The sequence below is a fragment of the Caloranaerobacter azorensis DSM 13643 genome, assembly GCF_900129995.1.
Taxonomy (GTDB): Bacteria; Bacillota; Clostridia; order Tissierellales; family Thermohalobacteraceae; genus Caloranaerobacter; species Caloranaerobacter azorensis.
In genome coordinates this window covers 1-13,000 of record NZ_FQXO01000021.1, presented here as the reverse complement: position 1 = coordinate 13,000, position 13,000 = coordinate 1, and the positions used below count along the sequence as shown (strand labels likewise).

Here is a 13,000-nt window from a genome sequence, read left to right as displayed (position 1 = left end):
GTCATCCCACTGTCTATAACTACGTTTTATTGTATCACTTATAAAAAAAATAGTAGTCTATCTTTCCAGAATAACTAATATTAAGTTTACTAGATATTTCTTCATAAGCCTTTTCTCTTTCTTCAATTATTTTATTAATATTTTTTTCTACATTATCGTCTAACGAACTATAATGGAAAATAAAATGTTCACTTTCTCTAGTTTTAAAATCATCCTTCCAAAGATTTTCACCAATCTTATTTATAAGCCACTGAGTATCAGTTTTATTAAATAATCCCGTATATTTCTCGTTTTTATTTGCTTTAATAACATATTCTGCATTTCTCGAAGGTGTTGTTACATATAAAATGTAAGGCATATATTTTTTATTTAACGCCCCATTAACAATCAAATATTTTTTCTTATTTAAAGGGTTGGGTATAAGATACTTAAAAATAACAGACTCATCTTTAAAAACTTTATCACCAGCCACAAGACTTCCATCTATTACTTTCATAGGAAGCTTTTCATTTATTTTTGCAAAGAGTTGATTTGTTTCAGGATTTCCCAATATAATTATATGCCTATTTTTTATATCATCTTCATTAACCTCAACATCACTTTTAACAATAAATCTGTCTCTAATTTCTCTTTGAAATCCCAGCCCATATGACTTAGCTAAATTATACAAAACAGCAGTATCTTGTTTACTGCCTATTGTTCCATAAACTACTACAACTTTATCTCCGTACAATACCTTATAAGAATAATCTTTCATTCCAATCATGCTTTTATCAATTTTTTCAGAATCTGTACTAGTGGTATTCCCACATCCTGTTAATGATGACAAAATAAAAATTGTAATTAATAGGTAAACAAGAAATTTTTTCACAGTATAATCCCCCCATTTCTTATCATGTAGTGTCCTATCAATTTAATAAGAATTTATATTTCTTTTTGTAGATATTTTTAAACATAATTCCCATTTATGAATATAATTCTATATATTTTAAAAAAAACCTTTTCATTTTGTATATTTCATTTTTCCCATATATTATAAATATAATGCTGCTAAAGTCCTAAAGAAGAAAATTATATATTTTTAAGTAAGGTATACCTTAAAAAATAAGTTAATTTTTGCTATACTATAATATAGTTGATTAAAATAGCAATTTAAAAAATACATAAACCGAGGTGATATATGTGAAAAAAATCATAGCACTATTTGTAATAACTTTTTTACTAACAAATACCTTCACAATATCTTATGCAGATAAATTAGATATTTCAGCAGAAGCTGCCATATTAATCGATGCTAATACAGGTAAGATATTATATGAGAAAAATGCACACAAACCAATGTTCCCAGCTAGTACTACAAAAATTATGACAGCAATATTAGCTTTAGAATATGGAAATCTTGATGATACAGTCGTTATCGATGATAAGACACCTTATGAGATTAGTGGAAGCCATATAGCACTAGAACCCGGAGAAACAATAACTTTAAGAAATTTATTATATGCATTATTGATAGAATCTGCTAATGATGCTGCAGAAGCAATTGCAAAACACATATCAGGCTCTATCCAAAATTTCGCTGACTTGATGAATAAAAAAGCTAAAGAAATTGGTGCTAAAAACACTCATTTTACAAACCCTCATGGGCTTCCAGATGAAAATCATACAACTACCGCATATGATTTGGCAATGATAGCTAGATATGCAATGCAAAATGACACCTTTAGGAGTATTGTAAAAAATTACAAATATACAATACCGCCCACAAATAAAAAAAGTGAACCAAGATATTTGAAATCAGCTAACAGATTGCTTTATGGAACGGGTCCTAGTAATAAGATAGTTGTAAATGGTAAAACAGTAGACATAAAATATGACGGAGCAGATGGAATTAAAACAGGATACACACATGCCGCACAACAGTGTCTTGTTGCAACAGCTAAAAGAGGAAATTTAAGATTAATCAGTGTAGTCCTTCATGCTGTAGGAACTAACGTATATGTAGATACACATAAACTTTTAGATTACGGTTTTAATAATTTTGCCACAAAACAATTATCATTTAAAAATGAATTTATAAAAAACATTGATGTTATAAATGGGGACAAGCCTTTTGTAACTGGTATAATAAATAAATCTGTTTTTTCTATGATTCCTAAAGGTAGAGAAAATGATATAGTTAAAAATATAGTTTTACCTGATAAAATCACTGCTCCAATCACAAAAGACCAGGTAATTGGAAGGGTAGAATACAAATTAGATGGTAAAATAATTGCAACTGCTAATATTGTGTCTGCAATGGAAATAAATCAAAAAGGAATTATTAGAGTCGTCGAAACAACAGATGGAAAATCGTTATTTAAAAAATGGTGGTTTTGGCTTATTGTATTATTTATAATATGGAGAATATTTATTGGCTATAAAAGATATAAAAGGGCTAAAAGAAGAAAACTAAGAAAAGAAATTACTTTTAGCTACAGTAATCGTTATAAAAATTAGAAGAAGCTGCTTATTCAGCAGCTTCTTCTAATTTTTTTATTAAATTATAGCTATCGCTTCAACCTCTACGTTTCCATCTTTAGGTAGTCTAGCAACTTCAATACAAGACCTTGCTGGTTTATTTTCAGAAAAATATTCTTCGTATACTTCATTTATTTTACTAAATTGATTCATGTCTTTAATATATAGAGTAACTTTGACTACATCATTTAAAGTTGCTCCACCTTCTTTAAGTACAGCTTTTAAGTTTTCTAAAGCCTGTCTAGTTTCTTTCTGAATATCATCCTGTACAAGTTCTCCTGTCTCAGGATTAATTGCTAATTGCCCCGAAGTAAAAATCATGTTGCCTGCCACTATCCCTTGAGAATATGGCCCGATAGCTTTTGGTGCCTTATCTGTTGAAATTACTCTTTTACCCATTTCATTTCCCCCTTTATTATTTATTAATATAATCTATTTGAAAACTTTATCATTTCGCAACTATATTAACTAACTTTTTAGGTACAACTATAATCTTTTTAATCTCTTTTCCTTCTATAAAACTCTTAACTCTTTCACTATTTAATGCTAATTTTTCTAGACTTTCTTTATCAATATTAGCATCTACTTCAATCTTATCTCTCACTTTTCCATTCACCTGAATTACTATTGTTATCTGATCTTTAACTATAGCTTTTCTATCATATTCAGGCCATTTTTGTTGATGTACACTTCCTTCATTACCAACAAAATGCCAAAGTTCTTCAGCTAAATGTGGAGCAAAAGGCGCTAGTAACAGAATTAAACTATCAAGTGATTCTATTAATATAGCATCTTTATAGTTGCTAGCCTCTGCATTATCCTTATATCTGTATATTTCATTAACAAGTTCCATTATGCTACTTATAGCCGTATTAAAATTAAACCTATCTTCTATATCAGTAGTTACTTTTTGAATTGTTGAATGTATAACATATCTTAAATTTTTATCTGCCTTACTTAATTGTTCAATATTAATTTCACACTTATTATTATATACCTCTTTTAACTCTTCTACTAGTCTATATACCCTATTTAAGAATCTATAACATCCTTCTACTCCTTGATCGCTCCATTCTAAATCTCTTTCAGGCGGAGCTGCAAATAATACAAATAATCTTGCAGTATCAGCGCCATAATTAGAAATTATTTCTTCTGGACTTACTACATTACCTTTAGATTTAGACATTTTAGCCCCGTCTTTAAGTACCATCCCCTGCGTAAGTAGATTTTTAAAAGGCTCATTTACTGGTGAAAGTCCCATATCATATAGTACTTTAACAAAGAATCTAGAATATAAAAGATGTAATATGGCATGTTCTACTCCGCCTATATACTGATCTACTTTTAACCAGTAATTTGCTTTATCTTTATTAAATGGTTCATTTTCGTTCTTTGGATCAGTATATCTCAAGAAATACCATGATGAATCAATAAAAGTATCCATAGTGTCAGTCTCTCTTCTGGCTTTCTTACCACACTTTGGACAAGTAGTATACATAAACTCCTTACTTGTAGTTAATGGAGACTGTCCTTTGCCTGTAAATTCCACATCTGTCGGTAATTTTACTGGAAGATCTTCTTCGTTAACAGGTACTATTCCGCAATCATCACAATATACTATAGGTATTGGAGTACCCCAATATCTCTGTCTTGAAATTAACCAGTCTCTAAGTCTATAATTTACAGTAGCTTTTCCAATTCCTAATTCCTCAATATATTTTGTTATTTCAGTTTTAGCAATCTTATTATCCAACCCATTAAATTTATCAGAATTTATCATTATTCCTTCGCCAGTATATGCTTCTTTTAAATTATTTTCATCAAACTCTCTTTCAACTGGTTTTATTACTGGCCTAATTGGTATGTTATATTTCTTAGCAAATTCAAAGTCTCTCTGGTCATGTCCCGGTACAGCCATAATAGCACCAGTTCCATAATCTATCAATACATAGTTAGCAATATAAATAGGTATTTCTTCTTTAGTCACAGGATTTACAGCATACCTTCCTATAAAAACTCCTTCTTTTTCTGCAGTTGTTGATGTCCTATCAATTTCTGATATATATTCCATCTTCTTTTTAAATTCAAGTACTTCTTCTTCATACTCTGTGCCCTTTACTAATTCATTTATATATGGATGTTCCGGTGCCATTACCATATAAGTTACTCCATAGATTGTATCTGGTCTAGTAGTGAAAACTTTTAATTTCTTATTAAAACCTTTAATTTCAAAGTCTATCTCGGCACCTTTACTCTTACCAATCCAATTTTTCTGCATTATTTTAACCTTTTCAGGCCAGCCTTCTAACTCCTTTATGTCTTCAAGCAATCTTTCTGCATAATCTGTAATTTTGAAATACCATTGTTCTAATTCTTTTTTCCCAACAGGTGTATCACACCTTTCACAAGCCCCGTCAACAACCTGCTCATTAGCTAATACAGTTTCACAAGAAGGACACCAGTTCACAGCTGATTTTTTCTTATAAGCTAGACCTCTTTTGTATAATTGTATGAAAAACCACTGTGTCCATTTGTAGTAATCTGGCAAACAAGTAGTTACTTCTCTATTCCAATCATAGCTAAGTCCTAATCTTTTTAATTGTTTTTTCATATCATCAATATTTTCTAATGTCCACTTGTTAGGATGTATGCCATGTTTTATAGCCGCATTTTCAGCAGGCAAACCAAATGCATCCCATCCCATAGGATGTAATACATTAAATCCTCTCATTCTCTTAAATCTTGCAAATACATCACCTATCGAATAGTTACGCACATGTCCCATATGTATTTTACCAGATGGATACGGAAACATTTCTAGTATATAATATTTCTGTTTTTCATTTTCACTAGCTTCAAAAGCATTATTATTCTCCCATATTTCCTGCCATTTTTTTTCGATTTTACTAAAATTATAAGCCATCATATCCCTCCTCCTTTATTATTATCCTTTTTTATAATAAAAAAACTTCTAATCCCTAATTACTTAGGGACGAGAAGTTATCCCGCGGTACCACCCTAATTGGCTATAAAGCCCACTTTAAGTCCTATAACGGAGACTAACCTTTTTTAACATAAAGCAAGTTCAGTAAACGGTTATGTCAGTTCACACCAACCACTGACTCTCTGAAATAACCTGATTTACCTACTACTCTTTATTCAGTCCTTATTCTATTTATTTTATTATAGATAAATCTAGATTATATTGTCAATATCAATTTCTTTAGCATCTATCCACAACCTATCTAAATTATAAAACTCTCTGTCTTCCTTATGAAAAACATGCACTATTATATCTCCAAAATCAAGTAGTACCCATCTGCCTTCTCTATACCCTTCTTTATTAATTACCTCGTATCCCAATTGATACATTTTATCTTCAATTTCATCTACAATCGCTATAACTTGTCTCTCATTATTACCACTTGCAAATACGAAAAAGTCTGCTATCGTTGTTATATCTGATATATCTAAAAGTTTAATATCAAAAGCTTTTTTATCGTCTGCAGCTTCTAAAATTACTGATATTCTATTATCTATATTTGCCACTACTTCTTACCTCCTAGCTATTATAATCTATGTACTTTATTATCCTTATATTTTTTGATTAAAAAATTTCTTGCCTTTATAGTTTCAATATCTAGTATCCAGCCATTATCTACAACATATTTTATCGTATTTCCCATTGCCGTTAATATCGCTTTATCTAAATCTGAAAAAGCTAATTCTCTCAATGTTTTCACACATGGAAAATCTCTGTTAGGTTCAATACAATCTGCTATATAGATAATTTTTTCCAATAGATTCATATTTTCTCTACCAGTAGTATGATACCTTATCGCATTTAATATTTCCAAATCTTTAATCCCAAATTCACTTTTTGCTATTTCTGCACCTAAAGGTCCATGAAGTAAAGCAATATTAACATCTTCAATATCATCAAGAATTATACCAAATTCAAATGCCTTTTTCAATAATTCTCTATCATCCTTAAGTTTTCCACAATCATGAAGTAAGCCAGCAAGTTGAGCCTTGTATTTATCACAACCATAAATTTCAGCAAGTTTCTCTGCTGTTTCCATAACTCCAATAGAATGTATAAATCTTTCTTCACTAATATAATTTTTTAGTTTTTCCTTTATTTCGTGTATTATAGTACATCCCTCCCGTAAATTTTTACCTATATAAGTTGTTTTTATGTATGTATTTCTCTACCATTTCTGGTAAAAGATATTTGACTGTTCTACCTTCTTTTATTCTAGTTCTTATATCGGTAGATGATATCTGCAAAGCCGTTACTATCGTAGTATATATATTTGCTCCATACTTATCATTCATTTCTTGTATTTTTTTCTTTAAATTAATCATTTCAAATCCCGGCCTAGTCGCTGCTATGAAATTGCACAACTTTAATAATTCTTTAACATTTTTCCAAGTATGAAGTTCTAAAATAGAATCGGCTCCGGTTATAAAATATATTTCTACATCATTACTGCATATTTCTCTTAAAGTTTTAATAGTATCGATAGTATATGTAACCCCTTTTCTTTCTACTTCTATAGCAGATACTTCAAAATAAGGATTCGAAATTGTAGCCAATAACGTCATTATATATCTATGTTTAGCAGGAGTTATTTTTTTATTATCTTTATGAGGCGGATTTCCCGCAGGTATAAAAATAATTTTATCCAATTTGAACTCGTTCCTAATCTCTTCCGCTATGACTAAATGCCCTATATGTATTGGGTCAAAAGTCCCTCCCATTATTCCAATCCTCTTAAAATTGTTATATTCTATAATTTTTTCTTTACTCCCTTTTTTTGATGCTAACTCGATAAGTGTATCAATATTCATTTATCACACCTCTTATTTAAGTTATGATATTATATATTATTTTAAATAAGCATATAAGTCAAACATTTCTTAACTACAATTCTTTAAATAAAAACTAGGAACTATAAGTTCCTAGCTTTAAATAAATCCTCTAATTTATCTACTACAATTCTGGCCATAAGTTCAATATCCTTCCTAGTAAAACCTTTTATATTTTCATTTTCAAGCTCTCTATAAGCTATATTTGTTATAGCCAATATAAGTTGTTCTTTATCCTTTGAATTTGCAACTTCTAATATATTTTTAGCAGCATCGATTAAAATTTCTTGTACTTTAGCCTTTTCTTCGGAAGTAACTTTAAAATCTTTTATATAAGGTATTAACTTAGCTGCTGCAATTCCGGCTATACATGCTATTACAATTATTATTAGTGTTTCCATCAGTCCGCCTCCTTCAACAAATCATATAATCTCATAATTAGTACTACGCCTTGCTCTCTAGTCAAATAATCTTTAGGTTTAAAGTTACCATTACCATCGCCCTTAATTAACCCTAATTCTGCTGCTCTTTTAATATACTCATATGACCACATATCAGAAGTCACATCTTTAAATGGTATACTATAATTTAACCTTTCATTAATAAGTTTTAATATTTCGCCCTTATCAACTAAAAGTCCTGGACATGTTTTATCACTATATTCTCTATGAAACACTAATATTGGTACTCTATCCTGTTTATTTTTTATGTTTTTAATTATTGCAACTATTAGTCTAATACTCGCTTCTAACTGCACACCTTCTAATTTCTCCTCATCAAAATTGCCAATATGTTCAATAGAAATTGCGCCGTTATTTCTACCGTATATTGATGCAGGATTTTTCTCTAAATCTCTTCCATCCCATATCGTTCCGTCCGGTGCTACAGTAAAATGCTGTGCTATATCAGAAAATCCCCTTACATCAGTATGATATTTCCACATACCTAATATAATCTTTTCCTTGTCTTCTGCCTGTAAATAATCTTGTTTTGTTGGTTTCCATGTATGATGAAAATGTATCTCATAAATCTGTCTTTTAAACTCGTATTTACTTAAAAACATTTCGATTTGCTCTATAGTGTACTGTTTAAATCTTCGCATACTATCACCTTTTAAATCTTTTATGATATATTCCTAGTATATTTTATTCAAATACAAAAAAAAGGTACCATTTAAGGTACCTTTTAATATAAACTATTTTCATCAATTAGCTGCTTCATTTTATTTATCTCATCTTTATCATTAGAAACTATAGTATCTATTTTCTCTGTTTCGAAATTCTTAAAATACGCTTTAAATTCACCATTTGCTTCATCTTCATATTTTATACACTTAAATCCACTATTAAACAGATTCTCTAATTGTTTTAAGTTTCTTTTTTCCATACTATCACTCCTTTCACAAAAAAAAGCAAAGAGATTGGCTTATTATTCCAATCTCCCTTTTTTATTATCCTTCATTCCTATATCTTTATTTATTAACCCAGGTGCATTTGGAAATTCTCCTACAACAACGCCTGTAATATTTTGAGCTTCCTTTACTGCATTATTCACAACATTATCCCTTTTCACATCATTCTTCTTATTTTTATTATCCATATATAACCCTCCCATTTTTTCAATATTTTATCCAGGGTTATATATATTTATTCATTATGGAAGCTCAATCTTTTTGTTATCTTTAGACTCTCTATATAAAACGAATTTATTCCCTATACTTTGAACAAACTCCGAATCAGTTAATTTTGCAATTTTATTAGCTGTCTCTTTTGTTTCTAACAAACTATTATTCAAAATTTTGACTTTAATGATTTCTCTAGCTTCTAAAGCATCATCTATCTGTTTTATTAAATTTTCAGATATACCATTTTTACCTATTTGAATAATCGGGTCTAAACCATTTGCTATACTCTTTAAATAACTTCTTTGTCTACCTGTAAGCACCAAACCACTCCTTATACTTCTACTTCTTTCTTTGACTTTCTTCTATGAATTTCATAGTCCTTGTTGCCTTTTTTCCATCCACTTCTAACTTTCTCTTGTGGTTTGTAATTAGAATTGATTACTATTTCTCCTTTTGCTATACAATAATATGTTGACTCATTTAACTTACAATTTCCACAATTAAAACACTCCATTTACTCTATTGCCCCTCCATCTCTTTAATCAAAAAATTCAAATTCATAACCACATATATTAACTATTTCACCATCTTTTATTCCTAACTCTTTCAATTCATCAACGATTCCCCTCTTTCTCATAACTTTTTGGAAATGCCTCAATGAATCTAAATCGTCAAAATTAGTTGAATTAATTAATTTCTCTATTGGATCACCCTCTACTATATATTTATCTCCTTCTTTCTTTACAATAACTTTATTTTTATCTTTATTAAATTCATAAAGATTAATATTCTCTACAACTTCAACTATTGGCTCTGGTTCTCCAATTTCCTTTAGCTTGTTCCATATTGCATATTTAAGCTCATTTAATCCCTCTGAAGTAGCAGCAGAAATTGGAATTAATTCAAGCCCAAGTCTATCCATTTCTTGCTTAATCCGTGGGAAATTCTCTCTTGCTTGAGGTAAATCCATTTTATTAGCCACAACAATTTGAGGTTTATCTGCAAGTTTAGGACTATATTTTTTCAATTCCTCATTTATCTTATAAAAATCATCAATCGGGTCTCTTCCTTCTAATCCAGATGCATCTATCAAATGAACTAATAATCTCGTCCTCTCTACATGTCTTAGAAACTCATGACCTAGTCCTACACCAATATGCGCTCCTTCAATTAAACCCGGAATATCTGCTATAACAAAACTACTGTCATATGAAATTCTAACAACTCCCAGATTAGGTGTTAAAGTTGTAAAATGATAATTTGCAATTTTAGGTTTTGCATCAGTTAGAGTAGATAACAATGTAGATTTACCTACATTGGGGAATCCTACTAGTCCTACATCTGCTAAAAGTTTTAATTCTAATGTTATCCATCTTTCTTCTCCCTTTTCACCTGCTTCTGCAAAACGAGGGGCCTGTCTTGTAGATGTAGCGAATTTAGCATTACCTCTACCACCGCGTCCTCCTTTTGCAACAATAAATCTTTCTCCTTTTTTAGTAAGATCCGCTATGACTATACCTGTTTCTGTATCTTTTACTATAGTACCCGGTGGAACTTTTAAAATCAAATCTTTACCTTTTTTTCCGTATTGTTTTTTCGATTTTCCATTCTCACCATTTTCCGCCTTATAATGACGTTTATATCTAAAATCCATTAATGTCCTTATTCCCTCATCAACTTCTAATATAACATTTCCGCCATCTCCACCATCTCCACCTGCTGGCCCTCCAGATGGCTCATATTTCTCTCTTCTAAATGCAACTGCTCCATGTCCTCCATTTCCACCTTTTACAAAAATCTTTGCAACATCTACAAACATAACCATCATCCTTACTTAGATATTAATAATTTCATTATACCAATTCAATTAAATGTGTCAACTATTTATATTATAAACAAATCTATATAAATTTATCTTAATCAAGGAATGATCTAAATCTATGTAAAATTTAATTCAGTTATACCAACTAAATCAAATCTATAGATAATACAGTCATCTCTAATATCAATATTCTGTAAAAACTCATTTCCAATTTTAAAATCAAATTTCCCTTTTATAATAACTTCAAGTTTATCTATGTATTCAAAAATTTCTATATTTATTTCTCTATAATTATATTCATTATATTCTAAAATCTTATCTATAATATATTCTAAACTTTTTGTTATACTTGTTAAATTATCTACATGCCGATAAGATACTTGACTAAAATTATTTACGTTAAATATAAATATTATTCCATTATTATAAGCCTCTTTAATTTTTCTTTCTAATAGTAGACAAATAGGTGTTATTGTTAACTTATATACTCTACTAATACTTAGTGTTATCTGCGACAAGTCATTAATTTTCTTAATTGCCATATCATATTTACTTAATTGCAAATATCCATATATAACTTGTAAAACATTCATCCAATCATGCCGTTGCTCTCTACTTAAATTTTTTAACTTCCTAGTAAATTCTCCTCTAATTCTCAATACATTTTTACAACTTTCTTTACCAATACAAACATTAAATTTATTTAATTCATATATAGACAGCATCTCAAATGTAAAAATTGAAATTAGAATTAGAATTTGAATAAACTTATTAAAAACATAATTTGTCAGAATTAAATTAATATATATGAGTAATATTAATAAACTCAATATACTAAAAGTTAACCCCTTGTTACCCCCAATTTTATTATTCAATTTAAACAAACACCCTCTCCCTTGTAACTTTTACCTCTGTAGTTATTTTATCACAAGAATTATTTTGTTACAAAAAAACCTACCGAATTCGGTAGGTTATCTTGCTAAAGCTTCTTTTGGATAAACACTTACTTGTTTCTTATCTCTGCCTTTTCTTTCAAATTTAACTATACCATCAATTAATGCAAATAGAGTATCATCTCCGCCTCTTCCTACATTATTACCTGGATGAATTTTAGTTCCTCTTTGTCTAACTAATATATTACCAGCTAGAACAAATTGGCCGTCAGCTCTTTTCACACCTAATCTTTTAGATTCACTGTCACGACCGTTTTTAGAACTACCTACTCCTTTTTTATGAGCAAATAACTGTAAGTTCATTTTAAACATCATCTTTACACCTCCCCATATTCGAGAGTTAAGTAATCAGGATACTCTTTCAATAACCCCTTTATTCCAACTATCATAGTCTCAAATACTATATCTGCTTTAAACCTTTTTTCTTTTGTTAAATTATCAGGTATAATCACGCTTAAATGGCCTTTTTCCTCATCTATACGGTATTTAATATCATTTGTGTCTATCCCACATACCTCATTCAACGCAATAAGCGCTGTCTGAGATAATACAGATATAGCTGCACACACTATATCTTTGCCATATTCAGCATAGCCAGCGTGTCCCTTTAATTCATATCCTATTATGCTTCCTCTTTTGTTTTTGTAAATAGTTACTTTCGTCATAATTAACACTATCCATTAATCTTTTCAATTACAACTTTAGTATATGGCTGACGATGTCCTTGTTTTTTTCTGTAATCTTTTTTAGCCTTATACTTAAATACTATTATCTTTTTGCCTTTTCCATGCTCTACTATTTTTGCATCTACTGTAGCTCCTTCAACAAAAGGCTTTCCTATTTTTACTTCTCCATCATTTGAAACTAATAAAACCTTATCAAACTTAACAGTTTCTCCTTCATTTCCAGCTACTTTTTCGACAAAAAGAGTATCTCCTTCTTGAACTCTATACTGTTTACCGCCAGTTTCTATTACAGCATACATCTCTTCACACCTCCTCTATCCTGTCTCGCCAATGCTAGGTACTAAGTTTTTAAACCTGCACTGTGCGGCTACCTACAAGTACAGATTCTATCAAATTATTATCATTTTGTCAACCTGTAATTATTATTGTTTAAGTTTCCCCATTTTTTTGAGAAGGAAATAAAAAAGAAATTGTGGATAAGAAAATACGAAGCCATACATTTATCAACAGATTTAATAAATTG

18 protein-coding genes and 1 other annotated feature are annotated in these 13,000 nt (G+C 29.8%); of the genes, 1 reads left to right on the top strand and 17 read right to left on the bottom strand.

All coding sequences use genetic code 11. The annotated features are described in order from the left end of the window. Positions 1 to 34: 34 nt before the first annotated feature. The gene (locus tag BUB51_RS04890; RefSeq protein WP_073195974.1) at positions 35 to 871 is read right to left on the bottom strand and encodes a hypothetical protein; all 837 of its coding nucleotides are present in this window, start codon (positions 869 to 871) and stop codon (positions 35 to 37) included. 311 nt (positions 872 to 1,182) lie between these two features. Between BUB51_RS04890 and BUB51_RS04885 the strand changes: the two genes are divergently transcribed. Continuing rightward, on the top strand, positions 1,183 to 2,499 hold the full coding sequence (locus tag BUB51_RS04885) for a D-alanyl-D-alanine carboxypeptidase family protein (protein WP_073195973.1): 1,317 nt from the start codon (positions 1,183 to 1,185) through the stop codon (positions 2,497 to 2,499). 39 nt (positions 2,500 to 2,538) lie between these two features. On the opposite strand, the gene BUB51_RS04880 is transcribed toward BUB51_RS04885, so the two are convergent. The 16 genes from BUB51_RS04880 to rplU all read right to left on the bottom strand — a co-directional run bounded on the left by BUB51_RS04880 (position 2,539) and on the right by rplU (position 12,776). Beyond that, entirely contained in the window at positions 2,539 to 2,919 is a 381-nt protein-coding gene (locus BUB51_RS04880; RefSeq protein ID WP_035163715.1) for a RidA family protein, read from the bottom strand. Positions 2,920 to 2,968: 49 nt separating this feature from the next. After that, positions 2,969 to 5,446 (bottom strand): leucine--tRNA ligase, encoded by a 2,478-nt coding sequence (leuS, locus tag BUB51_RS04875; protein ID WP_423230305.1) that lies wholly within the window; start codon positions 5,444 to 5,446, stop codon positions 2,969 to 2,971. 59 nt (positions 5,447 to 5,505) lie between these two features. Beyond that, positions 5,506 to 5,685 (bottom strand) — a binding site (T-box leader). 30 nt (positions 5,686 to 5,715) lie between these two features. After that, a complete protein-coding gene (gene rsfS, locus BUB51_RS04870; RefSeq protein ID WP_052045249.1) occupies positions 5,716 to 6,069 on the bottom strand; it encodes a ribosome silencing factor in 354 nt (117 codons plus the stop codon). Between the two features lie 20 nt (positions 6,070 to 6,089). Next, complete coding sequence (gene yqeK, locus BUB51_RS04865) at positions 6,090 to 6,638, bottom strand: bis(5'-nucleosyl)-tetraphosphatase (symmetrical) YqeK (protein WP_278294183.1); 549 nt, start codon at positions 6,636 to 6,638, stop codon at positions 6,090 to 6,092. A 58-nt stretch (positions 6,639 to 6,696) separates the two neighbouring features. Beyond that, positions 6,697 to 7,374: a nicotinate-nucleotide adenylyltransferase gene (gene nadD / locus BUB51_RS04860; RefSeq protein ID WP_081943557.1), complete on the bottom strand. Its 678-nt coding sequence runs from the start codon at positions 7,372 to 7,374 to the stop codon at positions 6,697 to 6,699. A 101-nt stretch (positions 7,375 to 7,475) separates the two neighbouring features. Continuing rightward, entirely contained in the window at positions 7,476 to 7,793 is a 318-nt protein-coding gene (locus BUB51_RS04855) for a hypothetical protein (RefSeq protein ID WP_073195968.1), read from the bottom strand. Further along, a complete protein-coding gene (locus BUB51_RS04850; RefSeq protein WP_073195966.1) occupies positions 7,793 to 8,494 on the bottom strand; it encodes an S-layer homology domain-containing protein in 702 nt (233 codons plus the stop codon). Before BUB51_RS04850 ends, BUB51_RS04855 begins: the two co-directional genes overlap by 1 nt. An 83-nt stretch (positions 8,495 to 8,577) precedes the next feature. Beyond that, positions 8,578 to 8,778 carry a hypothetical protein gene (locus BUB51_RS04845; RefSeq protein WP_073195963.1) on the bottom strand — a complete coding sequence of 67 codons (201 nt, stop codon included), beginning with the start codon at positions 8,776 to 8,778 and terminating at the stop codon, positions 8,578 to 8,580. Between the two features lie 42 nt (positions 8,779 to 8,820). Beyond that, positions 8,821 to 8,991 (bottom strand): hypothetical protein, encoded by a 171-nt coding sequence (locus BUB51_RS13010; RefSeq protein WP_159430381.1) that lies wholly within the window; start codon positions 8,989 to 8,991, stop codon positions 8,821 to 8,823. Positions 8,992 to 9,045: 54 nt separating this feature from the next. After that, positions 9,046 to 9,336, bottom strand: coding sequence for a ribosome assembly RNA-binding protein YhbY (gene yhbY, locus BUB51_RS04840; protein ID WP_035163721.1), 291 nt, complete (start codon positions 9,334 to 9,336; stop codon positions 9,046 to 9,048). Between the two features lie 11 nt (positions 9,337 to 9,347). After that, positions 9,348 to 9,530 carry a hypothetical protein gene (locus BUB51_RS04835; RefSeq protein ID WP_035163722.1) on the bottom strand — a complete coding sequence of 61 codons (183 nt, stop codon included), beginning with the start codon at positions 9,528 to 9,530 and terminating at the stop codon, positions 9,348 to 9,350. Positions 9,531 to 9,554: 24 nt separating this feature from the next. Then, positions 9,555 to 10,835: a GTPase ObgE gene (gene obgE, locus BUB51_RS04830; protein WP_073195961.1), complete on the bottom strand. Its 1,281-nt coding sequence runs from the start codon at positions 10,833 to 10,835 to the stop codon at positions 9,555 to 9,557. 119 nt (positions 10,836 to 10,954) lie between these two features. Then, positions 10,955 to 11,722: a Spo0B domain-containing protein gene (locus BUB51_RS04825; RefSeq protein WP_073195960.1), complete on the bottom strand. Its 768-nt coding sequence runs from the start codon at positions 11,720 to 11,722 to the stop codon at positions 10,955 to 10,957. Between the two features lie 87 nt (positions 11,723 to 11,809). Further along, the gene (gene rpmA / locus BUB51_RS04820) at positions 11,810 to 12,106 is read right to left on the bottom strand and encodes a 50S ribosomal protein L27 (protein ID WP_434087771.1); all 297 of its coding nucleotides are present in this window, start codon (positions 12,104 to 12,106) and stop codon (positions 11,810 to 11,812) included. Between the two features lie 2 nt (positions 12,107 to 12,108). Further along, positions 12,109 to 12,456: a ribosomal-processing cysteine protease Prp gene (locus BUB51_RS04815; protein WP_035163725.1), complete on the bottom strand. Its 348-nt coding sequence runs from the start codon at positions 12,454 to 12,456 to the stop codon at positions 12,109 to 12,111. 8 nt (positions 12,457 to 12,464) lie between these two features. Then, on the bottom strand, positions 12,465 to 12,776 hold the full coding sequence (gene rplU / locus BUB51_RS04810; protein ID WP_073195958.1) for a 50S ribosomal protein L21: 312 nt from the start codon (positions 12,774 to 12,776) through the stop codon (positions 12,465 to 12,467). Between the last annotated feature and the right edge of the window lie 224 nt (positions 12,777 to 13,000).

Excerpts from the sequence above, each read along its gene's own strand:
- BUB51_RS04880 (WP_035163715.1), bottom strand. The coding sequence starts at position 2,919 with ATGGGTAAAAGAGTAATTTCAACAGATAAGGCACCAAAAGCTATCGGG.
- leuS (WP_423230305.1), bottom strand. The coding sequence starts at position 5,446 with ATGATGGCTTATAATTTTAGTAAAATCGAAAAAAAATGGCAGGAAATA.
- nadD (WP_081943557.1), bottom strand. The coding sequence starts at position 7,374 with ATGAATATTGATACACTTATCGAGTTAGCATCAAAAAAAGGGAGTAAA.
- BUB51_RS04855 (WP_073195968.1), bottom strand. The coding sequence starts at position 7,793 with ATGGAAACACTAATAATAATTGTAATAGCATGTATAGCCGGAATTGCA.
- BUB51_RS04850 (WP_073195966.1), bottom strand. The coding sequence starts at position 8,494 with ATGCGAAGATTTAAACAGTACACTATAGAGCAAATCGAAATGTTTTTA.
- BUB51_RS04845 (WP_073195963.1), bottom strand. The coding sequence starts at position 8,778 with ATGGAAAAAAGAAACTTAAAACAATTAGAGAATCTGTTTAATAGTGGA.
- BUB51_RS13010 (WP_159430381.1), bottom strand. The coding sequence starts at position 8,991 with ATGGATAATAAAAATAAGAAGAATGATGTGAAAAGGGATAATGTTGTG.
- BUB51_RS04835 (WP_035163722.1), bottom strand. The coding sequence starts at position 9,530 with ATGGAGTGTTTTAATTGTGGAAATTGTAAGTTAAATGAGTCAACATAT.
- obgE (WP_073195961.1), bottom strand. The coding sequence starts at position 10,835 with ATGTTTGTAGATGTTGCAAAGATTTTTGTAAAAGGTGGAAATGGAGGA.
- rpmA (WP_434087771.1), bottom strand. The coding sequence starts at position 12,106 with ATGATGTTTAAAATGAACTTACAGTTATTTGCTCATAAAAAAGGAGTA.
- BUB51_RS04815 (WP_035163725.1), bottom strand. The coding sequence starts at position 12,456 with ATGACGAAAGTAACTATTTACAAAAACAAAAGAGGAAGCATAATAGGA.
- rplU (WP_073195958.1), bottom strand. The coding sequence starts at position 12,776 with ATGTATGCTGTAATAGAAACTGGCGGTAAACAGTATAGAGTTCAAGAA.